Below are 23,552 nucleotides of genomic sequence, written 5' to 3'. Positions count from 1 at the left end.
GGACAGTATGCCCTCAAGTTCTGATGGTCGGAAACCTCCCCTCAGACCTCTTTCCACCCCGCAAAATTGGGTAATTTATTTGTTGGAAGTCCCAGTATTCCCCGCTCAGTTAAGGTGCAAGAGCATTACCGCGAATTAGACTACCAATGGTTTTGGCAGTAATTTTCAGTTGGGTGATCGGATTAGCTGGGACAACCGTCTTATACAGATAGCTATCGAATGTTAGCCGCTGGACATCGAGGTCATCGCACATTTCCACAAACGCCTCGCGGGTGGCGTTGGAACGATAGAACACAGTTTGCAGAATGTCCAGCACCTTGTAAGTGAGTCCGTATCTTTTATCCCAACGCTTCAAATAAACTTTGAGGTCATCTTCTGTAGGAATACGGCTACCACTGTTAGATGCTTCTACAATGGTTTCGGCACACATCCGCCCAGATTTAGCAGCAAAATAAATACCTTCACCAGAGGACTTGGTAACGTAACCAGCAGCATCTCCCACCAAAGCGATGCGACCAACAACACGACGGGGACGGGGATGTTCAGGAATGGGGTGGGCTTCTACTTTGATGATTTTACCGCCTGCGAGTTTCTCCGAAGCACGGGCGCGGATACCAGCTTGTAACTGTTTGATGCTGGCTTTATTAACCTGCATTGTGCCAGTACCAACAGCTACGTGGTCATATTTGGGGAAAACCCAAGCGTAGAAGTCAGTAGAAACGTCATCGCCGACATACATTTCGGCGAGGTCGTTATAGTAGGCCATTTTGTCTTCGGGTAAGCGAATTCGCTCTTGGAAAGCGATCGCATAATTGTAATCCCCAGCGTCCATTTCTTTGGCAACGCGGGAATTAGCCCCATCTGCCCCAATGATTAGATCCACCTTCAGAGTTTTGGCAACACCCTGTGATATCCCTTCTGTATGGTCAATGTAATGAATGGTATAGGGATCGGTATTGTTTCCTGGTATATCCAGTTTATGAACAGTGGCATTAATTAAATTTGCGCCGACTTTTGCCGCGCGATCGCGCAAAAAGCCATCTAACACTTCCCGGCGGCACATTCCTATATATTCATCTTCATTTATCAGATTGATATCGACCTCACGATTGGAAGGCGAAATCATTTTCATCTTCCGTACCCGGCGATCAATAATCTCTGGTGGCAAGTCAAATTCACTCACCATACATAGAGGAATTGCACCCCCACAAGGCTTTGCATTGTCTAGCTTCCGCTCAAACAGGTAGGTTTCAATCCCAGAGGCTGCCAGTGTTTCTGCGGCAGATGAACCAGCAGGGCCTGACCCAATAACAGCAACCCGTAGTGTCAAAGGTCTTTCTCCCAATCTTCACATTTACCGAGAGCATACTACCACGGTCTTTCTAGTGATTTGGCGCTTTACCTTTAGGTTTCTGCTTAAATGCAATATTCCTTAATGTTTCGATACGAAAAGCGAGATGGGGAATGGAGAATTTGGTTAATAGAAAATTAACAGGTATAATTTTTGTAACTCAACCCAATTACTACCCTTAGTATTAATCGTTGTAAGGTTGTGGATCGAGAATCTCTATATCACCTGGTGATACTTCCTTAATTGCACCAGTTGGATACAAGTCTTCTGGATTTAGAATTTCAACAATTATTTTAGAACCCTGACTACCTAATTGATATCCACCAAAAACTGCATATTCACCTGTAGCCTTGATTTTCAAAATTAATTTGTAAACTTGCCCTGAAGGACTAACAGCTTTGTATTCTCCACCTAACATCTGTTTCTCCTAATTCAAATAATCTCTCCCTAATGGGGTCAATAATCTCTATTTCGCTAGGTGATACTAATCTATATCCACCTGTTAGATATAAATCTTTTGGATTTGGATTGAGAATTTTAGCTATGATTTTATAACCTTTATTATCCAATATATTTCCCCCAGAAACTGCATATTCACCTGTACTCTTGATTCTAAAAATTAAGTCATAAACTTCTCGTGAAGGACTAACAGCTTTGTCATTTTCACCTAAAACCTGTTTTTTCTTATTCAAAAGTTCTTTCAGCAATGTTGCAGCTTGCTTATTACCTTTTGGTAAAAATTTAGGCAACCAGTACGAAGCCTTATCTACTGCCTGAGGGTTTTCTGATAATTTGTTAGATAGAATGGCTATAACATGTCGGAAGCCAAGACGCGGGAGTAAATACTTTAGCCAAAGTTCTACCTCACTAGCATTTGCTTCTGTTACTCCTCGATCAAGCAGAATCTCAAAGTATCTCTTATTCTTCAGTATGGCATTAGCTAACTTTAGACCAATGACAGAATCTCGATCTAAGATAGCGTTGATCTCATCGAACTGAGCTTCTTCTGGTAAACTCATCAGCTTCTTTTGTAAAACTTTATGGTCTTCAAAATCTTTATCAGTAATAAATCGGCTAATCATATTCTTTATACCTATTAATATCTGATAATATTTATGATCCGATTTAATTACACCCCGATATTACCAAATGCCATCTTCTATCTATCATGGGAGAGGCTGTTCTGTCTCAATCATTACCAGGGATTAAATTGAGACTAATTAGACTTTTAAATTGACCTGGCTCAAAAAGTTCTTGAGGTAGTAAATCTGCGTTAATCATCGATTCAGCACCAGGTCGATAATGTCCAGATTCATTAGTCCACTTGCGGAGGATGCCTCTATTAGTGCGTCCTGAAAAGTAAAGCCGACCAGCGTATTTTACATCCTCTCCCTTTGCTAAATCTATATGACCAATTGCTCTATCTGCAACCTTAGCGCTGGCTCTACGAATAAACACAATTCCTTCTAGAGTGACAATAAAATTATAGACTCCTGATGCAGTGCGTTCTTCGCGTTTGTATCTAACCTCTCGCCATTTTCCTTGCTTAAGAACAAGCCGCGATCTTTGGATGATTCTTGGCGAGTCTTTGGGAAACAGGTTAGGGAATTTTTTCAACCCCAAGGCTCCTCACACTTTGCTCCTGATTGTAGCTTCCTTGATCGCGGCAGTTGCGGTAGCTAAATCTTGTTCATCTATAAATAATTATGTATGGTATATGTAAGACACGGTAATCCTAGCAAGGATCTGTAGATTTAGTTGCAGAGGTAGAGTGTGGGCATAGTAGTTGAGAACGTCTCCAAACAATTCGGGAGTTTCAAGGCAGTTGATCAGGTCAGTCTGGAAATTAAGAGTGGTTCGCTAGTTGCGTTGCTCGGGCCATCGGGATCAGGTAAATCTACGCTACTACGGTTGATTTCAGGTTTAGAAATGCCAGATAGCGGCAAAATCCTGCTGACTGGAAAAGACGCTACATACCAAAGCGTGCAACAGCGGAATATTGGCTTTGTGTTTCAGCACTATGCCCTATTTAAGCATTTGACTGTCAGGCAGAATATTGCTTTTGGCTTGGAAATTCGTAAGGCACAGCCAAAGAGGATTAAGGGAAGGGTAGAACAGTTACTAGAATTGGTGCAATTGACTGGACTAGGCGATCGCTATCCATCACAACTTTCTGGTGGTCAAAGACAACGGGTAGCATTAGCAAGGGCACTAGCAGTAGAACCGGAAGTATTGCTGCTAGATGAACCCTTTGGCGCACTTGATGCTAAAGTCCGCAAAGACTTGCGGGCATGGTTACGCCGCCTCCATGATGAAGTTCATGTTACCACGGTTTTCGTCACCCACGACCAAGAGGAAGCAATGGAAGTCTCCGATGAAGTTGTGGTCATGAATAAAGGGCGTGTGGAACAGGTGGGGACACCAGCAGAAATTTACGATAATCCTGCCACCGCATTTGTAATGAGCTTCATTGGCCCGGTGAACGTATTACCCAGCAGCTCAAAGATTTTTCAAAGTAGCGGGTTTGATACGCCACACCCACAAGTATTTTTGCGCCCGCAAGATGTGATTTTGGAAAAGGTTGCCAACGGTGCTACTACACCTGCAACAGTGAGCCGATTGATACACTTGGGTTGGGAAATTCAGGTGGAATTAACTTTCGATGATGGACAAGTAGTAACGGCGCATTTAACACGCGATCGCTTTAATGACTTAGAGTTAGAACCGAAACAGCGAGTGTATGTGAAGCCAAAGGATGCGAAGTCCTTCCCACTGTCGTATTCAATTTAGTTGACAGTGTGGAACTATTTATGCTTGCTGCTTTAGCTTGCAGTAAAAAAGCGTTGCCAGAATGTTTGCCGAATCCACCAGTAAACTGTGTAATCGGAGATGCTGATGAGATAGTTGCACAAAGATATACGCAAGCACCAGGACAGTATCATGCTGAGGCTGGTGCGCTGGCTTTTCAGTGATTTATTGTGAGGATTTATTTAATCCTCTAACATTCGACTTTCTACATCGTACCGCTATATTTGCCCCTACTAACAACGAGTAAAAGTAAACTTAATTTGATAGCCCTGATCAATTCTAATTTTGGTTTCCTGCCCCGCAGCTGCATCTCTGGCACGCGCTATCAAAGTTGTGTTGATGCCGAAAACCGAATTCACTGGGTTAGCACACGCGTCTATTGCATCTGGTGTAATAGCTACATTTTTTTGCCATCCTTGTGAAAAGCCAGACGGGAAGTTTGCGTTTGGATCATTACTAGAATTTGGAACATTTTTCCCTTGAAACACTAATCTAACTCTTAAGTCAGCACTGCCTCCCTTAGGCACATTTGCAAAGCCAACATACTTGATATTAATGGGCTTAACTCTGTACCCCTTAGGCACATTAAGCCCAATTCTCAGATTGCAAGATTTTGATACAACCTTAGGAGATACAGCTAGAGCCTGAAATTGAGGTAAAGTTACAAACAGAGTATCTCCTTTCAAATTTGTTTGGGCATTTCCTGACGGACAGCCATTTCCGAAAACAGTCACTGGAACGTTTTCAAATTGAAATCCTTGTGTTTGAGCCTGTACCTGAGATAAACCCACAACATTGAAACTCAGTAGCGTCAAACTGGGAATAACAGCACTTAAAACTTTCATATTTTTCATCTCAAATAAGGAGAGCTTATCAGGTTTGTTGTTAATACTATGTCTGAAGACACATAGTCAAAAATTTCTTTTAAGTGATTAAAAGAAATCTTTCGAGAAGTTGCTAAAGCAGGTTTAGAAGTTCAGCTTTTGTGAAAAATTAAATGCAAAATTGACTATGCATTTAAAAAACCTAACAAGGATTAAAAGCCAATTTTATTGGGAACAATATAGAACTGATTGCTGTGTCGATTTTATCAATTCAAATTTTTGTTTCTTGATTTTCAAGTATATGTCTAGCTCTTGCCGCCAGATTTGTATTAATACCAAAAATCGAACTGACTGGGTTTTGACATGCATTTATTATGCCTAATACAATAGCTATATCTTTGCTCCAAGTAGCTGATAAGCCAGACTCAAACCTTGTATTTAGATTATCGATAGTTAGAACTTCTTGACAGTCAAAAACTAAATATGTGCAATAGGCTTTGGTTAATGGAGACAGAAATAGGATAAAAAATCAATTTCTGACTTGAAAATTATTTATCAGTGTATTTGACTTATCAGAAAATAATTTAGGAGTCAGGACTTAAGAATTCAGAATTGAATTCTGTACAACTGGGGGATAGATAGAGCAACAGTAGGTAGTGTATGTACTCCCGCTATTAAAGAAGCTACGCCCAGGGACTCTGGTAGAGAGCGTCTGAATTAATGAGCTTAAAATCCCCACTAATTCTTCTCCTTTTGAGACGCTACGCAAACTATTCAGTGCTCAATAAAATGCCGACTCTAAACCCTCCGGTAATTTATTCTGACTCCTGAATTCTTACTCCTGAATTTTTCTTCAATAGAGAATTCGCCCTTACAAGAAGTCTTGGATAAACTCTAAATCACTGATAAATATATTTTACCTATCCAAAGACATATGTTTTGTCAATTGTGATTTCATTAGATTTATCAGGTAGTTTCACAAGAATTAAAAGCAAACTTGATTTGGAACAATACAGGTCCAATTGTTGTGTCAATTGTATCAATTCGAATTTGGGTTTCTAGACCTTTAGGTTTACTTGGTACACCTGAAGCTCTTGCCGTCAGAGTTGAATTAATACCAAAAACCGAACTCACCGGGTTCTTACACGCATTTATTGTACCTAATGTAACACCTACATCTTTGCTCCAAACATCTGAGAAACTAGCCAGAAACGTTCGGTTTGGATTATCGTCGGTTGGAATTAGTTGACCTTGAAAGAGTAGTTTCACGTTCAGGTCAGCAGTGCCTCCTTTAGGCACATCTGCAAAGCCAAGATACTTGACGTTAATTGGCTGAACGTTAAATCCAGAAGGTACATTCAGACCGATCCGCAGATTGCAAGATTTTGATACAACATTAGGACGTGAAGCTTTAACTTCAAATTCAGAAAATGTTATTGAAAGGGTGTCTCCATTCAAAACTCCCTGTACTGTTCCTTTTGGGCAACCATTTCCCGAAAGACTTACTGGAACATTTTGAAACGTAAATCCTTCTGTTTGAGCCTGTACCTGAGATAAATCCACAACATTTAAACTCAGTAGGGTCAAGCTAGAAATAATGCCAGTTAAAATTTTCATATTGTTAGACTCCGCGAAAACGTGTAATTTTCTGTACAAATTAACTGCAACTTAAAATTCCCTAAGACCCTTCTACACAAAAGAATTTTAACCACCAGCCTCTTTGGTGTTTGGGAACTTATAGCAGCTCTTAATTGTCTGCAATACGCTCTGGCTAAAACAGACAGAAATAGGATAAAACAATCAATTTTTGCCTTTGAAATTATTTATTAGCGTATTTCATTTACTTAAGAATTGCCATTTTGTTGCCAATATTATTTTTCAAAACAGAGAGCCAAAGATTCCTTTAGAGCGATTGGAAGAAATCTTTGGAGAAGTTTGGAAAAGCAACTTGAGAGGATGTTTTAAAAGGGTATTTTGCTCTCATGATAAAGCACAGTGAATTATCTCAGTACATCGCTGAAACCTTATTTTTTCGTCTCAGTTGACCTAAGCCAGAACAGTAAAATTATACCTTCCAGGACTTTTAAAACATTCTCTTAGAGGCATCACCTTTTGTGAAAAATTAAATGCAGATTATGCATTTAAAAAACCTAACAAGGAGTAAAAGCAAATTTGATTTGGAACAATACAGGGCCGATTGTTATGTCGATTGTATCAATTCGGACTTGGGTTTCTAGACCTTTAGGTTTAGTTGATACATTTGTAGCTTTTGCCGTCAGATTTGTATTAATACCAAAAATCGAACTCACTGGATTCTTGCATGCATTTATTGTGCCTAATGTAATACCTACATCTTTGTTCCAAACATCTGAGAAGCCAGTGTTAAATGTTGCGTTTGGATTATTGGTAGTTGGAACTATTTGACCTTGAAATAGTATTCTAACATTCAGGTTTGCACTGCCTCCTGTAGGCACATCTGCAAAGCCAAGATACTTGACGTTAATCGGCTGAACGTTTATTCCAGAAGGCACATTCAGACCGATCCGCAGATTGCAGGATGCTGATACAACCTTAGGAGGTTCAGCTTTAGCTTCAAATTCTGAAAATGTTATTGAAAGAGTATCTCCAACCAAAATTCCTTCTGCTGTTCCCTTTGGGCAACCATTTCCGAAAAGAGTTACTGGAACTTTTTGAAACGTAAATCCTTCTTGTGTTTGAGCCTGTACCTGAGATAAACCTACAACATTTAAACTCACTAACGTCAAGGTGGAAATCAGACCAGTTAAAATCTTCATATTTTTGGACTCCGCAAAAACGTGTAATTTCCTGTGGACATTAGCTGCAACTTAAAATTCCTAAGATACTTCTACACAAAGGAATTTTACCCAGCAGCCTGTTTGGGCTTTGGGGACTTTTAGCAGTTATTAATTGTGTGCAATACGCTCTGATTAAATCAGACAGAAATAGGATAAAATAATCAATTTCTGGTTCTGAAATTATTTATCAGCGTATTTCACTTATCAGACAAGAATTCAGGAGTTAAAGTTCAGAATTTAGAATTTAATTCTGTACAGCTGACGGTAGCGAGTCCGGGAACATTTTAATAAATAGGTTTAAGACCCCGACTAAATCGTTCGCATAGCGTCTCCAAAGGAGAAGATTTAGTAGTAAAGAATAAATAGGCGAGTCTTAATCCCCCATTAATTTATTTTGACTCCTGAATTCTGACTTCTGAATTCTTCCACTGAGAATTGCCTTTGTTAGAAGTCTCGAAAAAATAGTAAGACATCTGAGAAATATATTATATCTATCTAAAGACATAGATAATGTAAATTGTGACAAATTATTGCGAGAAAGTACGTAGACGCGTAGCGGTGAGACAGCGCTCTTGGTAGGGTTTCCCTCCGGAGCTACTTGCTCCACTTGGAGAGGGTCTAAGTGGAGGAGGCAGTGAGTCGCATGGGTTCCCCCTGTTGTAGCAACTGCTCTCAAGTGGCCTCAGGCGACTGCGAACCCGTTAGCGAGTCAGACGCTCCTGCTTCGCTACGCTTACGAGTATCGGTGTTGTCAGACATTGCTTTTACCTAAGATCCTCTCAAGGGCTATATGGCATCGCTAAAGGTAAACTAATCTTCTAAAATCTGGATTTCATCAAGTTGATTAATCACTACATCCGCACCTCGGACGTTATCCGACTTACCCACCCAAGTGATACCAATACAACCTGCGGCTTTAGCATTACGCGCCATTTGCATATCACCAACTGAATCACCCACCATCAATGTCGCGCCTGGTTCCACTTCCAAGGCTTGACAAGCTTGCAAAAATAGTACTGGATCTGGTTTACTGGGCCCCTCATCTACTCCCATTTCCAATTGGATATAATTATTTAATTGGTGATTCGCTACAAAGTTATGTACTTCATTAGTTGTCGCAGCTGAGAGGATGCCAAGTTTCAAACCCGCTTCCCGTAGGTATTTCAATAAGTCTAAGCTACCCACAAACAGCGGTGAAGGAGTTTGTTCAATGTATTTCTCCGCTTCATCCAAAGCTTGACGGGCTATTTTTAAGGACTCAAACCATCCTCTTCCAGTTTCGGCAATATATGCCGCACATGCAACTTCTGTTTCGCGGCGACTCGCCACCGCTATCAAACCCGCTGGATTTAGGCTACTACCATTGACGCCAAATGCCATTAATAGCGGTTCCCCAATACCGGGAACTTGAGCGTCTATCAACCTCGCTGCTCTTTGTGCAAGCGATCGCAAATATGTTTCAGAATCTTCCAATGTACCATTTTTGTCAAATAAAATTGCCTGGATATTATCAAAAGTGACGTTTCCACATTTAATATTTGCCATAATATTTCACCTCACTTATTTAGTTATGAGTTATCAGTTATGAGTTTTTATTCCTAACTTTGGCCAATTCTCCACATAAAAAAAGAGGGAAAAACCCTCTTTATATAATGATTTAATACTCTTACTTAAAGACAAGTAAAACTATAAATGTATTATTGTTCAATCGCTGCTGGAATTTCCTCTTCAGTTTCCGTCGCTGATGGAATCTCTTCTTCAATTTCTGCAACTGTTGGAATTTCCTCTTCAGTTTCCATCGCTGGTGGAATCTCTTCTTCAAGTTCTGCAGCTGGTGGAATATCTTCTTCTGCAACACCTTCCACAGTTGCAGCAGGCGCAGCAGTAGTACCTTGTTGCTTGGCTAAGAGCTGTTCACGATACTTAGCAGCCATTTCTTCTGCCTTATCGTAGACCAAATCCCGGTTTTTAATCATGTCTCCGGGTTCGGGTTCTAGCTGCTTGGTAGATAGGGAAATCCGGCCCCTTTCTGCATCCAAGTCAATGATCATAACTTTCACTTCATCATTGACATTGAACACGCTATGAGGTGTATCAATATGTTCGTGGGAAATCTCAGAAATGTGCAGTAGGCCACTGACGCCGCCAATGTCGATGAAAGCACCGTAGGGTTTGATGCCACGAACTGTACCAATTACTACTTCACCAACTTCTAAGCGGTTCATCTTCCGCTCAACCAGCGCCCGACGGTGAGATAGAACTAGGCGGTTACGTTCTTCGTCCACCTCTAAGAATTTCAATGGCAGATCTTCGCCTACCAATTCTTCTTTAGGTTTGCGGGTACTGATGTGGGAACCAGGGATAAAGCCACGTAATCCCTCAATCCGTACTAATGCTCCGCCGCGATTGGTTGCAAACACACCAGAACGGACAGTAGCATCTTCTGCTTGCAGCTGTCGCACGCGCTCCCAAGCCCGCATATATTCAATACGGCGAATGGAAAGAGTTAATTGACCATCTTCGTTTTCATCGGTAAGAATGAAAAATTCCCGCGTTTCATTTGACTGTAAGACTTCTTCCGGGCTATCTACCCGGTTAATAGACATTTCTTGTATAGGTATATATGCTGCGGTTTTAGCACCAATGTCAATCAGAGCGCCGCGCGGCTCTATACTGAAAACTGTTCCTGGGACAACATCACCAGGGCTAAAATGATAGTCGTATTTGTCAAGTAGAGCAGCGAAATCTTCGTGAGTGAATCCAATTTCTGTAGCGGTTAAATTCTGATTGACCATGCTTATTTGTTCCCGGTTCTAGTCTCCGTAAAGGTTGTGCCACAAGTTCGATTATGTTATACAAGCAGTTTTATGGCAGCTTACATAACACATCCTTTTTCATCCTAGCGCAGAAAAGCTAGTATTAACACATATCTACTCCCAAGATTGGGAATTATATCACAATATTAAAATGGTTGGTCATTTACTTAGTAGTTAAAACCAACAAAGGACAAAAACAATAATATCCGTTGCTACCACAATTAGTAACAACGGATACTAACATTAAATCCGCTTCAAGGTCTGGTAATAGGTTCTACTTATCTTTTGGTTTCTCAAAGCGAGGTGGTTCGCGAAATGCGATCGCAAAGAAGAGAGTACCTATACACAGAGTAAAAATCAAGATGTACGCAACGCTTTCCATATTTATAAGTTCCTGCCTATCGAGCCAGTAATTAAAGTTTTTAGTGCTGAGTCAGAGCCTTAACTCCCAACTGTGGACTCATAACTCAGCACTGAAATTAAAGGGCTTCCTTGCGGCGGGTTGATTTGTCACCCACTTTCTGGAACAGACCCCACTCAACTTGCTCTTCTAGATCCGCATCAACACCAGCAAACACGTCTCGGTAGATTGTCCGAGCACCATGCCAGAGATGACCAAAGAAGAACAACAGAGCAAATACGGCGTGTCCAAAGGTAAACCAACCTCTAGGGCTGGTACGGAATACACCATCAGAGTTCAAGGTTTCCCGGTCAAATTCAAAGATTTCACCGCCTTGAGCCTTACGGGCATACTTCTTCACATCAGCTGGTTCTGTAAAGGTCTTACCGTTTAGATCACCACCGTAGAAACTGACAGTGACACCAGATTGCTCAAAGCTGTACTTAGATTCTGCCCGACGGAAGGGAATGTCAGCGCGGACAATTCCATCTGCATCGGTCAAAATCACTGGGAAGGTTTCAAAGAAGTTAGGGAGACGACGCACGGTCAATTCCCGTCCTTCAGAATCTTTGAATACGCCGTGACCTTGCCAAGACTGGGCAATGCCATCACCCTTGACCATAGGCCCTGTACGGAATAGACCGCCTTTAGCGGGGCTATTACCGACGTAATCATAGAAAGCCAGCTTTTCGGGAATCGCCGACCAAGCTTGTTCAAGGGTTACACCTTGGGCAACGTTTGTTTGGACGCGACGCTGAATTTCTTGACGGAAGTAATTCTGATCCCATTGGTAGCGTGTAGGGCCAAATAATTCGATGGGAGTGGCGGCGTTACCGTACCACATAGTACCAGCAACAACGAAAGCAGCAAAGAAGACTGCTGCAATACTGCTAGAAAGTACTGTTTCAATGTTCCCCATCCGCAGGGCTTTGTAGAGCCGTTCGGGGGGTCTAACTGTGAGGTGGAATAAGCCTGCAATAATACCAACAACGCCAGCAGCAATGTGGTGAGCCGCAATGCCACCAGGGTTATATGGGTTAAAACCATCTGGGCCCCATTCCGGTGCTACCCCCTGGGCAGCCCCTGTTATACCATAAGCGTCAGAAACCCAAATCCCCGGCCCAAATAGTCCGGTGACGTGAAAAGCACCAAATCCAAAACAAAGTAGACCAGATAAGAACAGGTGAATGCCAAACATTTTTGGCAAGTCTAGGGCGGGTTCACCAGTGCGGGGGTCTCTAAAGAGTTCCAAATCCCAGTAAACCCAGTGCCATACGGCGGCTAGGAACAAAAGACCCGAAAGAACAATGTGAGCCGCAGCAACGCCTTCAAATGACCAGAAGCCAGGATCAGTTGCTGGACCACCAGTAACGTTCCAACCACCCCAAGATTGGGTGACGCCCAAACGTGACATGAAGGGCAGAACAAACATCCCTTGACGCCACATCGGGTTGAGAACCGGATCGCTAGGGTCAAAAACAGCTAGTTCGTAGAGTGCCATCGAACCAGCCCAGCCTGCTACTAAGGCTGTGTGCATCAGATGTACAGAAATCAGCCGCCCTGGATCATTCAGAACGACTGTATGTACTCGGTACCAGGGTAGTCCCATTGACTACGCTCCTCCTCGATGAGTTAGTTTACAAAGCAATTTTCTTACTGAGATTCTGAGAAACGAAAGTCGCCACTCAGAAAACTCTCTGTTGTTTTTTGTTATTGCCAGAGCCAGAGCTTTACCAGAGCTTAGTCTTATAAGTCAGACAGCATGGGTGCTTTGGCAATGCTTACTCGCTTCGGGAGGTTTACCCTGTAGGGTAGCCACCGCCAAGCAAAAATGAGAATGTTTTAAAAAGTGTAACTATTGATGGAATTGTTTGCAAGCGTGTAAATTGATGCGATCGCGTAGCATCTCCAAGTTTTTTCGCTACCAATACCCATCATAGATTAAATTTGCTTATCTTTTCTTGACGAGGTGAGATGAGCGGGCACAGGGGCAGAGGAGAAGTTGCAGTTAGTATTTCCCCAATGCCCAATGCCTATCCTACTGAACCACCAATTGGATGTTTTGCAGTTGACATTTCGTCTCAGCCGTACCCAGGCGTTCAATTACCTGTTCAGCGTTCATCAAACGCTTGAGTACTACTTGACCTATAGTCTTACTGGCGATTGCTGGCGTTGTTGGTTTAACTTCCACGGTTAAAACGGCTTCTTCAACTCGATAAAGCCATAGCAATTCGTTTTGTTCCACTATGCAAATATTCATTCGCTGAATATCTGGTTGGCGTCGCCATGCAGTGATTTGCCAGAGTCCATCAGATGCCCAGACTCTAGCAACTGTCCATCCCTCAGATAGAAAGAAATACTTCACGGTCTTAGTCTCACTATTAGACTTTCAATCTGCTGTTCACGATATCGCGATCGCTTGATTTCGCTGATGTATAAACACTAAATTTGTAAGTAAAACCATGCAGCCGATCTCTAGGAGAAACCGCTCAACAGATAGTTATGTCCAAGCAGTAACATGCTCCTGTCTTAATGTACATTACTTGGACTACGGTCAAAGCTTAACAAATCTATTCACTAGTTACTATGAATTTACGACAAATTCAGCCAATGTTTAAAATCTTAATTAAATAAAAATTTTTCAGTACTTAACAAATGTAAATTTCTGTATTTTTGTCAATGATTTTTTGTAACAAATAGTGCAATCGCACAGTAGTAATAAACTTAACCATGAAGTTGAGCATCCGCCAGAAATTTTTGATTTAGAAGGTTACAAAGTCATAATCTAGAACAAGTTTTCTCGCACTTGGCTGTGCAAGTTCTGTTTTTTTATACGTATATACTTAGCCATAGGCATTGCCTACCAAAGCGTGTGTTCTATCCATAGACGCGTAGCGGCTTAAGGCAGGGTACGAGAACCGAGAACCACTATATTTATGAAGATTCAGCAAAATAGTCACAAATGTAGTAAAATTACTGACCGCTGATCTCAAAAATATTATTGCCATGACCTGGTTTTCCTTGTCCGTGAAACGGTGGGGTCGGATTACACAATTCCTATCTTTGTTCTGTCTATGTTTATTTTTAGTTGTTAGTTGCGCTCCTCGTCCTAAGCTAACTACGCCACCATCCGGGTCTGTAAATAGCCCTACAGGTGATGGTCGTATTACTATAGGTACAACAGCAAAGCCGAGAACCCTTGATCCGGGTGATGCTTATGAGTTAGCATCCTTAGGTTTGGTGTTTAATATGAGCGATCGCCTCTACACCTACGAACCAGGAAGCACGGAAGTTAAGCCCCAGCTAGCTACAGCATTACCCAAAGTCAGTCAAGATGGCTTAACTTATACCATCCCCTTACGTCAGGGAGTAGTTTTTCACGATGGGACTCCCTTCAACGCCCAAGCAATGGCGTTTACAATCCAGCGCTTTATTGAAAATAAAGGAAAACCCTCATTTTTACTAGCTGATATAGTAGATTCGGTAAAAACTACAAGCGAGTATGAGTTAACAATTAAGCTGAAAAAGCCCTTTGCAGCGTTTCCTTCACTACTGGCGTTTCCTGGGGTGTGTGCAGTTTCACCAAAAGCTTACGAACTCGGTGCTGGTAAATTTAAGCCGAATATTTTTGTGGGGACTGGCCCTTACAAATTAGGACAGTATGGTACTGATTCAATCCGATTTGATCCGTTTGATAAGTATTGGGGAGAAAAACCAGCTAACAAGGGTGTTAACCTCCAAATTCAAACTAGTCCGGTTAATTTGTTTAATGCTTTCCGTACAGGTGCAGTCGATGTAGCTTATCTGTCGCTACAGCCAGATCAAAATCGCAGCTTGGAAGAAGGTGGTAAAAAAGGGGATTGGCAAGCGATCGCAGCTGAAGGTAGTGTAGTAAGTTATCTGGTATTAAATCGAAATCAAAAGCCTTTAGATAAATTAGAGGTAAGACAAGCAATCGCCTCAATAATTGACCGTCCACTTTTAAATGAGCGGGCGTTGCTTGCTCAAGCAGATCCGCTTTATAGTATGATTCCCACGACGTTCAATGTTTCCCAGCCATTATTTAAAGATAAGTATGGTGATGCTAACTTTGATCAAGCGAAAAAATTGTTAACTACTGCTAGTTTCTCCAAAGAAAATCCCGCAAAAATACAAATTTGGTATCCTTCTAGTTCGCCTACTCGTACTTTAGCAGCACAGACACTTAAATCGCTTGTTGATGCCAAGATGGATGGAATCCTGCAATTTGAAGTCACCCCCGCCGAAGGGCCAGCCTTCTTTAAAGACATTTCTAAGGGATTATATCCAGCAGCTTTACTTGATTGGTATCCAGACTTTTTAGACCCAGATAATTACATCCAACCGTTTTTGGCTTGTGATAAAGGTTCAGTTGATAAAGGATGCGAAGATGGAGGTAGTCAAACTCAGGGTTCATTCTACTATAGCGAAGCTATAAATAAACTGATTGATCAGCAACGCAAAGAACAAAACCCCGAAGCACGTCAGAAAATTTTTACAGAAATTCAAACGCAAGTAACTTCTGATGTACCTTACGTTCCCTTATGGCAAAGTAAAGACTATGTATTTGCCCAAAAAGGTGTGAACAGGGTACAACTTAACCCTACCCAAATTTTAATTTACCAGACAATTAAAAAGTAGTAAAGAGTCAAAAAGTCAAGATTCAATATTTTTACTTTTGACTCTTGGCTCCTAAATAAATATGTTTCGTATTCAATTTATATCCAGCCAATAGACAAGATGCTTTCAAAAATTGCATTTTGAATTTTGAATTTTGAACTTTGAATTGCTTATGTCTCGCTCTAAAGCTTTACAATATTACATTGTTTCTCGGTTGCTTCTCGCACCACTTCAGCTATTAACGATTATCACCATTGTATTTCTCTTACTAAGAGCAACACCAGGAGATCCAGCAGATGCAATTCTCGGTGGACGTGCGCCAGAAGCAGCTAAAGAAGAATTGCGAAAACAACTCGGTTTAAACCTTCCTCTGTGGCTACAATACCTAAATTATTTGGGAAGCATACTGCGCTTTGATTTGGGAAGTTCTTTGTTGAGTCGGGGAGAGAATGTTTGGGACATCATTGGACAATATTTCCCAGCGACGGTGGAGTTAGCAGTATGTAGTATGGCGGTTGCACTCATCATCGGAATTGCGGTTGGTACTCTTTCAGCTTCTCGTCCTGGAACATATTTCGATGTCGGTGGGCGCTTATTTGGTATCATCACCTATGCACTCCCCATGTTTTGGGCGGGAATGCTTTTGCAGTTGATTTTCTCAGTCCAACTGGGTTGGTTTCCCAATTCCAACCGCTTTCCGCCTAATCTTCCGGCTCCCACTCCTGTGACTGGATTATATACAATTGATAGCTTACTCGGTGCAAATTTCACCCAGTTTTTCACATCTTTGCACCATCTTGCCCTACCAAGTCTCACTTTGGGAATTTTGCTCAGTGGGATTTTTGAGCGAATTGTGCGAGTGAACTTAAAGCAAACCTTGCAAGCAGATTATGTAGAAGCAGCTAGAGCCAGAGGTATTGCTGAAAATAAGATTTTAGCCTCCCATGCCTTAAAAAATGCCCTAATTCCAGTAATTACGGTCTTGGGATTAACCTTTGCCTCTCTTTTGGGTGGGGCGATTTTGACAGAAGTAACATTTTCTTGGCCTGGGTTAGCGAATAGATTGTATCAAGCGATCGCCGATCGCGATTATCCCACAGTCCAGGGAGTGCTAGTATTTTTTGGTGCGATCGTCGTCAGTGCCAGTATTTTGATTGATATTTTAAATGCTTATGTAGATCCCCGAATTCGGTATTAAGCTGTTTGACATTTTGTTAAATTTCTTGAGAAATACCACTGGCTAAAATACCAAGAATTTTATTCACATCTTTGAGATAATATTCGCTTAAATCAATGGTCAATGTTTGTTGTTGTAATTTGAGGAATTGCCAAATACTGCCAGTTGTGACTGCTCCGTAAATTGTTTTAATCTCACTTGTAGCTTGCTGATTAAAAATTTGGGCTGCTACCATTTCTGCTGCACACTGACCCAAACCCGCATTAATATTTTCTTTTTTCGCTTCTACAACTGTAATTACTGGTGCTGTCAAAATTAGAACTTCTGGAGATTTAGTAATAATAAAATCGCAAGTGCCGTTTAATCCTTTGCTATTATCGACAGTAAAATCTATCCCAGAAAATAAACCAATTTGCTCGCGTAGTTGTCGGCGTAAATCAACTAAAATTGGAGCAATAATTAACTCAGAACGTGCTTTTTCACTATTACTACCTAAAGCAATGTCCAGGTTATAATTGAGTGTTTCTGCAAGCAAATTACTCGCTGCTAATTCAGGAACAGCAGCAAAAATATCGCGCTTTTCTAATATAGTTAAACTAAATTCTTGTTTTGCTTTAGCTAAATTAAACTCGCTGTAAGCCATAAAACTACTACTCGCTTTTGCTTTTAAACAGAAGACTGAAATTACTGTCCAACATCCAAGTTAAAGTAGAAACTATCATCAACAATTCTGTTGCTGCCAACATACTTAACAATAGGTATATTGACTCGGTGCTGTCCTGCTTCAAGCTTCCAGATTTTTTGGAAGCTACCAATATTATGACAACCAGCATTAATCGGGAAGGTACTAGGAGTAAAAAGTCCACCTTTATAACTTTTAACTCCATTGGAAAACAGATAACCTTTTACTTCTACTCGATTGACTGGAGTTTTAGATGGTATGCAATAGGTTAGATTTGATAATCTTAAAGTATCTCCAGCTTTTAGAGGTATGCGATCGCGATTTGTCACTTCTTTAGGTTCATCACTATTAAACTTTGCCTTTGCTGGGTTGCACACTTTGGAGGAGATGACAGCAGATTACTTCCAACCCTTCTTTGCCAGCGTCATTCCTATTCATGTAGGCTTTCAGGAACGTGCAGCTACTCGCCAAATTCTCGCTAACCCAGGTAATGAAGACTTCCCCCTCGACTACATCCCGGAAGCTTTAGATGAAATTTATGCTTTGACACATGGTCAACCATATTTAGTGCAACTGCTGGGTTTTCAGCTAGTGCGTCGCTACAACGACTTTGTTTTTGAGCAAAGACGATCGCGTGACCCAGTTTTCACAATAGAAGACGTGGAAGCAGTTATCAATGACCCTGAGTTTTTCCAGCGGGGACGCTACTACTTTGATGGGGTTTGGGGTCAGGCGGCGCGGGGTGCTGAGGGTCAACAGGCAATAATACAACTACTTGCACCTCACCCAGAGGGATTAAGTCTGGATGTCTTGGCTCAGTCTACAGGTATGAACTACCCCAATTTACAGGAAGCGCTAAATACTCTGAAGCGTCATGATGTCGTTGAGGAAACTCAAGGAAGCTGGCGGATTATGGTAGAACTTTTTCGCCGTTGGGTTTCGCAGCAGTAGCAGATTTTTTCAGCGAATGGAATTCGCGGCTACACAGGTAAAGTCCGCCTTCGCGGACTAATTTTAGTGATCGCATTTGTTATTTCAGCGATCACATTTGTTATTTCAGCGTTCGCATTTGTTATTTCAGCGTTCGCATTTGTTATTTCAGAGTTCGCATTTGTTATTTCGGCGATCGCATTTGTTATTTCAGCGTTCGCATTTGTTATTTCAGCGTTCGCATTTGCTATTTCGGCGATCGCATTTGTTATTTCAGCGTTCGCATTTGTTATTTCAGCGTTCGCATTTGTTATTTCGGCGATTGCATTTGTTATTTCGGCGATTGCATTTGTTATTTCGGCGATTGCATTTGTTATTTCGGCGATTGCATTTGCTACTTCCGCGACTCCATTTGCTATTTTGGCAACAGCATTTACTATTCTGAGAGCTTATCTTCTCAAACTCCGGGGGTCAAGTGCATCTCTCAATCCATCACCGAGTAAGTTGAATGCTAGTACTGTGAAGATAATCAGCACAGCCGGCGGCCAGATTAACCAAGGTTGTAGTACCAAAATTGAAGCATTGCTAGCCAGAGAAAGCATATTGCCCCAAGAGGGGTCTGGTTGTTGAATTCCCAAGCCGATGAGACTCAGTATCGCTTCTGATTCAATAAAGCTAGGAATTGCAAGAGTAGCAGAGATAACTATATAACTAGCCGTTTGCGGCAAAACGTGGCGGAGGATGATATAGAGTGGGTTTCCGCCCATTGCACGTGCCGCTTGCACAAATTCTCGCTCTTTAATTGATAGTACCTGTCCGCGAATGACCCGTGCTAAACCAGCCCAGCGAATAGCCGAAGTAATCACCACAATCAGTAAAAAGCGCTGGGTACTGCTTAAACCAGGTGGTAAGACTGCTCCCAAAGTCACCAAAAGATAAATACTAGGGAAAGTCATTACTACTTCTGCCAAGCGCATAATGATGCTATCAGTCACACCGCCGAAATAGCCAGAAATTCCCCCGATGAGTAAACCGAGGGGATAGGCAATGATAATCCCGAAAATCCCAATAAACATACTGATGCGACCGCCATGCAGCAGGCGACTAAATTCGTCGCGGCCTTGGTCATCAGTGCCCAAGATGTTGAATTTTGCCTCACTTGTTGTGCCAAACAAATGCCAATTTAAGGGAATACCAGGAAAGATTGTGACTTCATCCCACTTCGGGGGTAATGGCAAACTCATCTGCAACAATCGGTATTCTGGCCCGGAGACAAATAGACGCAGAGGTGAGGGTTTTTTGAAGTCTACAACGAGTTGGCGATCGCCTGTTTCTAAATTAGTATCTCCCTGAGTCGTCGGATAAACATGGGGCCCAATAAACTGTCCCGACTGAGAAACCCAGTGTATCTTAGTTGGTGGCAGCAGTGAACCATTGGCCTGTGAAGCATAGGGATCATAAGGAGCCACGAAATCGGCTGCAATTACTGCTATGTAGAAAACTAACAGCAAAATTGCCCCAAATCGTGCCAAAGGATTTTTCTTCAGTCGTCGCCACCAATCCATAGTAGTTAGGAGTTATAAGTTATGAGTTATGAGTTATTAAACTTTTATCTTAATTCATAACTCATGAATAATAATTCTCAACTCCTGTACAGACGCGATTAATCGCGTCTCCTAACTCCTGTACAGACGCGATTAATCGCGTCTCTACTCTCAACTCCCCACTTCTAACTTCTTTAAATACCGCTGCTGTTCTTGCTGTTGTTTTTCATGTTCTACAACAAACACATTTGAGTAAAGATTAGCGAGAATTTGTTTTCCCTGTTGTGTCAATGATAGATAATGCAGTCCCTCTTGGATATAAGGATAGACGCCATTCCAGTAAAATTTAGCGTAGTTATTCCGTAAATCAGCAGGGGTTTTATAGCCCAAAACTTTATTTACACCAGTTTCTTCAAACTCGTAAAATAAAGAAGTAATTTTCTTCAGGTAACGTGGGTCGCTTAGTTGACCAATCAAATCAGCAGCCCGGACTAATCCTGCAAAGCACTTTGTATCTTGATGATCTTCTGCCGCAGGCACGGGAAATCGAGTCAATTCAATATTGCTCTTAATTGCCTGAGCATCTATCAACTTGTGACCTCCAAAACGCTCATCAATAAAAAGCTTGGCTCTATCAACATGATACGGCGTCAGACTGGCATCAGAAGCGCCAGGATCTACAGAAATCATTTTGCCATTTTTACCCGTGGCATATAAGCCTGCTGTTTCTTGGTCTTGTCGGCAAACTCCCTTAACGTAGCCAATATCATGACTCAGTAAGGAAATGATACAATGCAACCAGTCTTCACTGGAAACACCGCCTTCCCTAATGTGTTTGCCACGTAAGATTTCTTGCCCTACCAGGGTGACAAGGACAGTGTGTTCAACATTGTGATAAAGGGCGTCGCTATTGGCAATGTTTTCCAAAGCCATGTTACCAGCCCAGGCGATAATGTCCTGATAATCATTTTTGAAGCAGCCATAGGTGCGACGGTAGCCTTCTCGAATTTCATTTACAAAGGCATCAATTAAAATTTCAGTGGCATTGAACATATCTGGTTACTTTGGTAAATACCAATGGTGTGTGACCTAGAGTAGCTAAATGAGATTAGACAATTTTATGTATCATAATCTACATAAACTTTTTTCGCATATTTCAAGTAATTACTCTTATGAACAATGTTTTATTAAATACTATTTTATGTAAAGGACATTTACTAGAAAATGCGCCATAGTTGATATGAAGTAAATAAACTTCAAGTTTTCTTAAGAAAGTACCAAGATTGGTATGCATAGACAGAAAGTGGAAATGGGGGTGTGAGCGATAAAAGTGTTTCAGAAGTCGAGGTGGAAGAACCTGTAACCTTTGAAAATGCTAGCTTTTTGAGCAAATCAGAGCAAAAACGAACGAGGGCATGGTTGAAGCCATTATTCTTAGGTGCTGGTTTAGGAATCGCGATCGCCTTTGGTGGGATGGGTATATTAAATCGGATTCCGGCTCGGCAACAAAGTGCGGTAGGGGATAAAAAAGTAAACCCAGCAATCACAATCACCATCGCCACAGTAGAAACTGTCCGTGTTGTCCGTACCCTTAAAAGGACTAGGACTGTAGCAACGCATGATTTAATTTCAGTGTTACCACAGACAAACGGCTTACAAATCAAAAGCATTCCCCAAGATGTAAAAGAAGGGGCTTTTGTCAAAAAAGGTCAAGTGTTGGCGGTGTTGGGTGGTTCCATACTGCAAAGCCAAATTAGCCAAGCAAAAACAGATGTGGCATCAAAACAAGCGGATTTGGCATCAAATAAAGCCATAGTCCAGCAAAAGCAAGCAGATTTAGCTCAAGCTAAGGTGAGCCTAGAGGAAGCGGCTAAAAATTATCAGCGTTATCAACAACTTGCTGACTCTGGCACGATTAGTCAACAAGAACTTGATACTCGTTCCTATAATGTGAAAACTGCCATACAATTTGTGAATCTCGCTCAAGAAAATGTGCATAGTGCCCACAAAGTGGAAATCAAGAGTGGGTTGCAATTAGGCGATCGCATCGTAGTTGATGGTGCAGACTATCTCAAAGATGGCGATCAGGTTCGAGTCGCAAATTGAAGATGCCGTCGCGGGCTTGGGCAATATCGATTATATGATTTCCACCGTCAGTGATGGGAATTCTAAAACGACAATCAATTTTGTTTTGGGTACAAATAGCGATCGCGCCACCAATGATGTCCGCAATGCGATCGCTCAAATTCGCCAAGACTTACCCCAAGATATCAACGATCCAATTCTGGAACGCCTGGAATTTTCCGGCGGCTCGGTGATCACCTATGCAGTTCTGACTTTTCACCCCATCTGAAAAAGCCGACGAAAAACCTAACCCCCTTACCGACGCTCTAAGGGGGAAAGTTCAAAGTCTCTCTCCTTTTAGGAGAGAGATTTAGAGAGAGGTTTTCCAGATATCGTGAAAAGTCAGATAATACCCTAATGCCTAAATACTGTGGGATCGCATTTACCAGTGGGAATCATAACAAACAGATTCACTACGGTAAATAAACAATGGCTTACCAAAACATCACCGCTTCCCTTTCCCCAGCAGATATCCAAGAAATTAAAGCAGCCTTTGCAACTATCCAAGCAAAGATGCCTTTTCTCGTAACCCTGAGTGTAGAAGAACGACGCAAGTTATTTAAGATGGGCGATAAAAGCCTAGCCTTTGTCAACACCAGCCTGACTGCTGCCCAGTCTAACCGAGAAATTCTCCCAGCCAGCTTTGATGTAGATGAATTTGTGCGGGATTATCAACTTGCAGCGACGCTTACTGAACTGTTGATTGGATTGCGACAACTGACAGAACAAGTAGATGATACTTTAATGGCAGTCGGCAGCGAAGCAATGGGCAGCAGTTTGACAGTTTATGATTACGTCAAGACAGCCGCTAAGAAAACTCCAGGGTTAAAAAGTATTGCTGAACAGTTAGGCGATCGTTTTAAAGCTATCAAAAATAAACCTGTTAAAACTAACTCTGGTTCATAGGCTGAAAATCTTGCCAAAGATACCGGAAGAGTCAAAGGGGAGAAGTTAAAGGGAGATTTAATTCCTTTTCTTTTACCCTTTTTATTTTGTCAACTGGTGAATGAGTCTTTGATACTCGTGGACGAGTCTTTAATACTCGTGGACGAGTCTTTAATACTCGTGGACGAGTCTTTGATACTCGTGAGCGAGTCTTTGATACTCGTGGACGAGTCTTTTATACTCGTGGACGAGTCTTTGATACTCGTGGACGAGTCTTTTATACTCGTGCGAGAGTCTTTGATACTCGTGGACGAGTCTTTTATACTCGTGCGAGAGTCTTTGATACTCGTGGACGAGTCTTTGATACTCGTGGACGAGTCTTTGATACTCGTGGGCGAGTCTTTGATACTCGTCAATCAAAATAAGGCATTTCCAACTAAAAAAATATTTAACGATTTTTGTGATCTGGGCATCTCGCCCGTTTTATGAATTGTGCGGGCTTAGAAAGTCACCCTATAAGATCCAACTTTCTGAATCGGGAATTAGGAATTGCAAGG

24 protein-coding genes and 1 pseudogene are annotated in these 23,552 nt (G+C 41.7%); 9 read left to right on the top strand and 16 right to left on the bottom strand.

The window, feature by feature from the left end; all coding sequences use genetic code 11:
- Positions 1-109: 109 nt before the first annotated feature.
- From chlP to V7K40_RS00955, 4 genes are all read right to left on the bottom strand, one after another.
- Positions 110-1,330, bottom strand: a complete 1,221-nt coding sequence (gene chlP, locus V7K40_RS00970) for a geranylgeranyl reductase (protein ID WP_334955954.1) — start codon at positions 1,328-1,330, stop codon at positions 110-112.
- Between the two features lie 205 nt (positions 1,331-1,535).
- A complete protein-coding gene (locus V7K40_RS00965) occupies positions 1,536-1,769 on the bottom strand; it encodes a hypothetical protein (protein ID WP_334955953.1) in 234 nt (77 codons plus the stop codon).
- Positions 1,741-2,433: a hypothetical protein gene (locus V7K40_RS00960; RefSeq protein WP_334955952.1), complete on the bottom strand. Its 693-nt coding sequence runs from the start codon at positions 2,431-2,433 to the stop codon at positions 1,741-1,743. The genes V7K40_RS00965 and V7K40_RS00960 overlap by 29 nt, the downstream gene beginning before the upstream one ends.
- A gap of 106 nt (positions 2,434-2,539) precedes the next feature.
- Positions 2,540-2,968 carry a hypothetical protein gene (locus V7K40_RS00955; RefSeq protein ID WP_334955951.1) on the bottom strand — a complete coding sequence of 143 codons (429 nt, stop codon included), beginning with the start codon at positions 2,966-2,968 and terminating at the stop codon, positions 2,540-2,542.
- Between the two features lie 156 nt (positions 2,969-3,124).
- Between V7K40_RS00955 and V7K40_RS00950 the strand changes: the two genes are divergently transcribed.
- Both V7K40_RS00950 and V7K40_RS00945 read left to right on the top strand, forming a co-directional pair.
- Positions 3,125-4,141 (top strand): sulfate/molybdate ABC transporter ATP-binding protein, encoded by a 1,017-nt coding sequence (locus tag V7K40_RS00950; protein WP_334955950.1) that lies wholly within the window; start codon positions 3,125-3,127, stop codon positions 4,139-4,141.
- 20 nt (positions 4,142-4,161) lie between these two features.
- Positions 4,162-4,323: a hypothetical protein gene (locus V7K40_RS00945; protein ID WP_334955949.1), complete on the top strand. Its 162-nt coding sequence runs from the start codon at positions 4,162-4,164 to the stop codon at positions 4,321-4,323.
- Between the two features lie 69 nt (positions 4,324-4,392).
- On the opposite strand, the gene V7K40_RS00940 is transcribed toward V7K40_RS00945, so the two are convergent.
- The 8 genes from V7K40_RS00940 to V7K40_RS00905 form a co-directional block, all read right to left on the bottom strand.
- Positions 4,393-5,004 (bottom strand): DUF4360 domain-containing protein, encoded by a 612-nt coding sequence (locus tag V7K40_RS00940; protein WP_334955948.1) that lies wholly within the window; start codon positions 5,002-5,004, stop codon positions 4,393-4,395.
- Positions 5,005-5,949: 945 nt separating this feature from the next.
- Positions 5,950-6,600: a DUF4360 domain-containing protein gene (locus V7K40_RS00935; protein WP_334955947.1), complete on the bottom strand. Its 651-nt coding sequence runs from the start codon at positions 6,598-6,600 to the stop codon at positions 5,950-5,952.
- Positions 6,601-7,133: 533 nt separating this feature from the next.
- Entirely contained in the window at positions 7,134-7,778 is a 645-nt protein-coding gene (locus tag V7K40_RS00930) for a DUF4360 domain-containing protein (RefSeq protein ID WP_334955946.1), read from the bottom strand.
- 831 nt (positions 7,779-8,609) lie between these two features.
- Positions 8,610-9,344 carry an HAD family hydrolase gene (locus tag V7K40_RS00925; protein ID WP_334955945.1) on the bottom strand — a complete coding sequence of 245 codons (735 nt, stop codon included), beginning with the start codon at positions 9,342-9,344 and terminating at the stop codon, positions 8,610-8,612.
- Positions 9,345-9,496: 152 nt separating this feature from the next.
- Positions 9,497-10,594 (bottom strand): 30S ribosomal protein S1, encoded by a 1,098-nt coding sequence (locus V7K40_RS00920; RefSeq protein WP_334955944.1) that lies wholly within the window; start codon positions 10,592-10,594, stop codon positions 9,497-9,499.
- 295 nt (positions 10,595-10,889) lie between these two features.
- Positions 10,890-10,997 (bottom strand): photosystem II reaction center protein T, encoded by a 108-nt coding sequence (locus V7K40_RS00915; protein ID WP_084227385.1) that lies wholly within the window; start codon positions 10,995-10,997, stop codon positions 10,890-10,892.
- Between the two features lie 97 nt (positions 10,998-11,094).
- The gene (gene psbB, locus V7K40_RS00910) at positions 11,095-12,624 is read right to left on the bottom strand and encodes a photosystem II chlorophyll-binding protein CP47 (RefSeq protein ID WP_334955943.1); all 1,530 of its coding nucleotides are present in this window, start codon (positions 12,622-12,624) and stop codon (positions 11,095-11,097) included.
- 429 nt (positions 12,625-13,053) lie between these two features.
- Entirely contained in the window at positions 13,054-13,380 is a 327-nt protein-coding gene (locus tag V7K40_RS00905) for a hypothetical protein (RefSeq protein WP_334955942.1), read from the bottom strand.
- A 641-nt stretch (positions 13,381-14,021) separates the two neighbouring features.
- On the opposite strand from V7K40_RS00905, the gene V7K40_RS00900 reads away from it, so the two are divergent.
- Both V7K40_RS00900 and V7K40_RS00895 read left to right on the top strand, forming a co-directional pair.
- Positions 14,022-15,674 (top strand): ABC transporter substrate-binding protein, encoded by a 1,653-nt coding sequence (locus tag V7K40_RS00900; RefSeq protein ID WP_334955941.1) that lies wholly within the window; start codon positions 14,022-14,024, stop codon positions 15,672-15,674.
- Between the two features lie 151 nt (positions 15,675-15,825).
- The gene (locus V7K40_RS00895; RefSeq protein WP_334955940.1) at positions 15,826-16,851 is read left to right on the top strand and encodes an ABC transporter permease; all 1,026 of its coding nucleotides are present in this window, start codon (positions 15,826-15,828) and stop codon (positions 16,849-16,851) included.
- Between the two features lie 16 nt (positions 16,852-16,867).
- Here the strand turns inward: V7K40_RS00895 and V7K40_RS00890 are convergent, their stop codons facing one another.
- Together V7K40_RS00890 and V7K40_RS00885 are read right to left on the bottom strand one after the other, a co-directional pair.
- Positions 16,868-17,473: a hypothetical protein gene (locus V7K40_RS00890; RefSeq protein WP_334955939.1), complete on the bottom strand. Its 606-nt coding sequence runs from the start codon at positions 17,471-17,473 to the stop codon at positions 16,868-16,870.
- Positions 17,474-17,514: 41 nt separating this feature from the next.
- Entirely contained in the window at positions 17,515-17,841 is a 327-nt protein-coding gene (locus tag V7K40_RS00885; RefSeq protein WP_334955938.1) for a hypothetical protein, read from the bottom strand.
- Between V7K40_RS00885 and V7K40_RS00880 the strand changes: the two genes are divergently transcribed.
- Entirely contained in the window at positions 17,822-18,463 is a 642-nt protein-coding gene (locus V7K40_RS00880; protein WP_334955937.1) for a helix-turn-helix domain-containing protein, read from the top strand. The genes V7K40_RS00885 and V7K40_RS00880 overlap by 20 nt on opposite strands.
- Before the next feature lie 428 nt (positions 18,464-18,891).
- Here V7K40_RS00880 and V7K40_RS00875 read toward each other — a convergent pair whose 3' ends face one another.
- Together V7K40_RS00875 and V7K40_RS00870 are read right to left on the bottom strand one after the other, a co-directional pair.
- On the bottom strand, positions 18,892-20,007 hold the full coding sequence (locus V7K40_RS00875; RefSeq protein WP_334955936.1) for an ABC transporter permease: 1,116 nt from the start codon (positions 20,005-20,007) through the stop codon (positions 18,892-18,894).
- A gap of 150 nt (positions 20,008-20,157) precedes the next feature.
- Entirely contained in the window at positions 20,158-21,039 is an 882-nt protein-coding gene (locus V7K40_RS00870) for an Npun_R2479 family HD domain-containing metalloprotein (protein ID WP_334955935.1), read from the bottom strand.
- Between the two features lie 420 nt (positions 21,040-21,459).
- Between V7K40_RS00870 and V7K40_RS00865 the strand changes: the two genes are divergently transcribed.
- From V7K40_RS00865 to V7K40_RS00850, 4 genes and pseudogenes are all read left to right on the top strand, one after another.
- Complete coding sequence (locus V7K40_RS00865; RefSeq protein ID WP_334956042.1) at positions 21,460-22,092, top strand: biotin/lipoyl-binding protein; 633 nt, start codon at positions 21,460-21,462, stop codon at positions 22,090-22,092.
- Positions 22,085-22,318 (top strand): annotated as a pseudogene (locus V7K40_RS00860) (efflux RND transporter permease subunit); the annotation flags it as partial. The gene V7K40_RS00865 and the pseudogene V7K40_RS00860, both read left to right, overlap by 8 nt.
- 221 nt (positions 22,319-22,539) lie before the next feature.
- Positions 22,540-23,016 (top strand): hypothetical protein, encoded by a 477-nt coding sequence (locus V7K40_RS00855; RefSeq protein WP_334955934.1) that lies wholly within the window; start codon positions 22,540-22,542, stop codon positions 23,014-23,016.
- Between the two features lie 96 nt (positions 23,017-23,112).
- A complete protein-coding gene (locus V7K40_RS00850) occupies positions 23,113-23,484 on the top strand; it encodes a hypothetical protein (RefSeq protein WP_334955933.1) in 372 nt (123 codons plus the stop codon).
- Positions 23,485-23,552 lie beyond the last annotated feature (68 nt).

This window comes from Nostoc sp. (genome assembly GCF_036917195.1).
Lineage (GTDB): Bacteria > Cyanobacteriota > Cyanobacteriia > Cyanobacteriales > Nostocaceae > Nostoc.
This window is presented reverse-complemented; position numbering and strand designations above follow the sequence as displayed.

Coding starts and splice junctions, on each gene's coding strand:
- V7K40_RS00915 (WP_084227385.1), bottom strand. CDS start 10,997: ATGGAAAGCGTTGCGTACATCTTGATTTTTACTCTGTGTATAGGTACT.
- V7K40_RS00890 (WP_334955939.1), bottom strand. CDS start 17,473: ATGGCTTACAGCGAGTTTAATTTAGCTAAAGCAAAACAAGAATTTAGT.
- psbB (WP_334955943.1), bottom strand. CDS start 12,624: ATGGGACTACCCTGGTACCGAGTACATACAGTCGTTCTGAATGATCCA.
- V7K40_RS00900 (WP_334955941.1), top strand. CDS start 14,022: ATGACCTGGTTTTCCTTGTCCGTGAAACGGTGGGGTCGGATTACACAA.
- V7K40_RS00940 (WP_334955948.1), bottom strand. CDS start 5,004: ATGAAAGTTTTAAGTGCTGTTATTCCCAGTTTGACGCTACTGAGTTTC.
- V7K40_RS00945 (WP_334955949.1), top strand. CDS start 4,162: ATGCTTGCTGCTTTAGCTTGCAGTAAAAAAGCGTTGCCAGAATGTTTG.
- V7K40_RS00930 (WP_334955946.1), bottom strand. CDS start 7,778: ATGAAGATTTTAACTGGTCTGATTTCCACCTTGACGTTAGTGAGTTTA.
- V7K40_RS00870 (WP_334955935.1), bottom strand. CDS start 21,039: ATGTTCAATGCCACTGAAATTTTAATTGATGCCTTTGTAAATGAAATT.
- V7K40_RS00895 (WP_334955940.1), top strand. CDS start 15,826: ATGTCTCGCTCTAAAGCTTTACAATATTACATTGTTTCTCGGTTGCTT.
- V7K40_RS00935 (WP_334955947.1), bottom strand. CDS start 6,600: ATGAAAATTTTAACTGGCATTATTTCTAGCTTGACCCTACTGAGTTTA.
- V7K40_RS00965 (WP_334955953.1), bottom strand. CDS start 1,769: ATGTTAGGTGGAGAATACAAAGCTGTTAGTCCTTCAGGGCAAGTTTAC.
- V7K40_RS00855 (WP_334955934.1), top strand. CDS start 22,540: ATGGCTTACCAAAACATCACCGCTTCCCTTTCCCCAGCAGATATCCAA.
- V7K40_RS00920 (WP_334955944.1), bottom strand. CDS start 10,594: ATGGTCAATCAGAATTTAACCGCTACAGAAATTGGATTCACTCACGAA.
- V7K40_RS00880 (WP_334955937.1), top strand. CDS start 17,822: ATGCGATCGCGATTTGTCACTTCTTTAGGTTCATCACTATTAAACTTT.
- V7K40_RS00875 (WP_334955936.1), bottom strand. CDS start 20,007: ATGGATTGGTGGCGACGACTGAAGAAAAATCCTTTGGCACGATTTGGG.
- V7K40_RS00865 (WP_334956042.1), top strand. CDS start 21,460: ATGGGTATATTAAATCGGATTCCGGCTCGGCAACAAAGTGCGGTAGGG.
- V7K40_RS00925 (WP_334955945.1), bottom strand. CDS start 9,344: ATGGCAAATATTAAATGTGGAAACGTCACTTTTGATAATATCCAGGCA.
- V7K40_RS00960 (WP_334955952.1), bottom strand. CDS start 2,433: ATGATTAGCCGATTTATTACTGATAAAGATTTTGAAGACCATAAAGTT.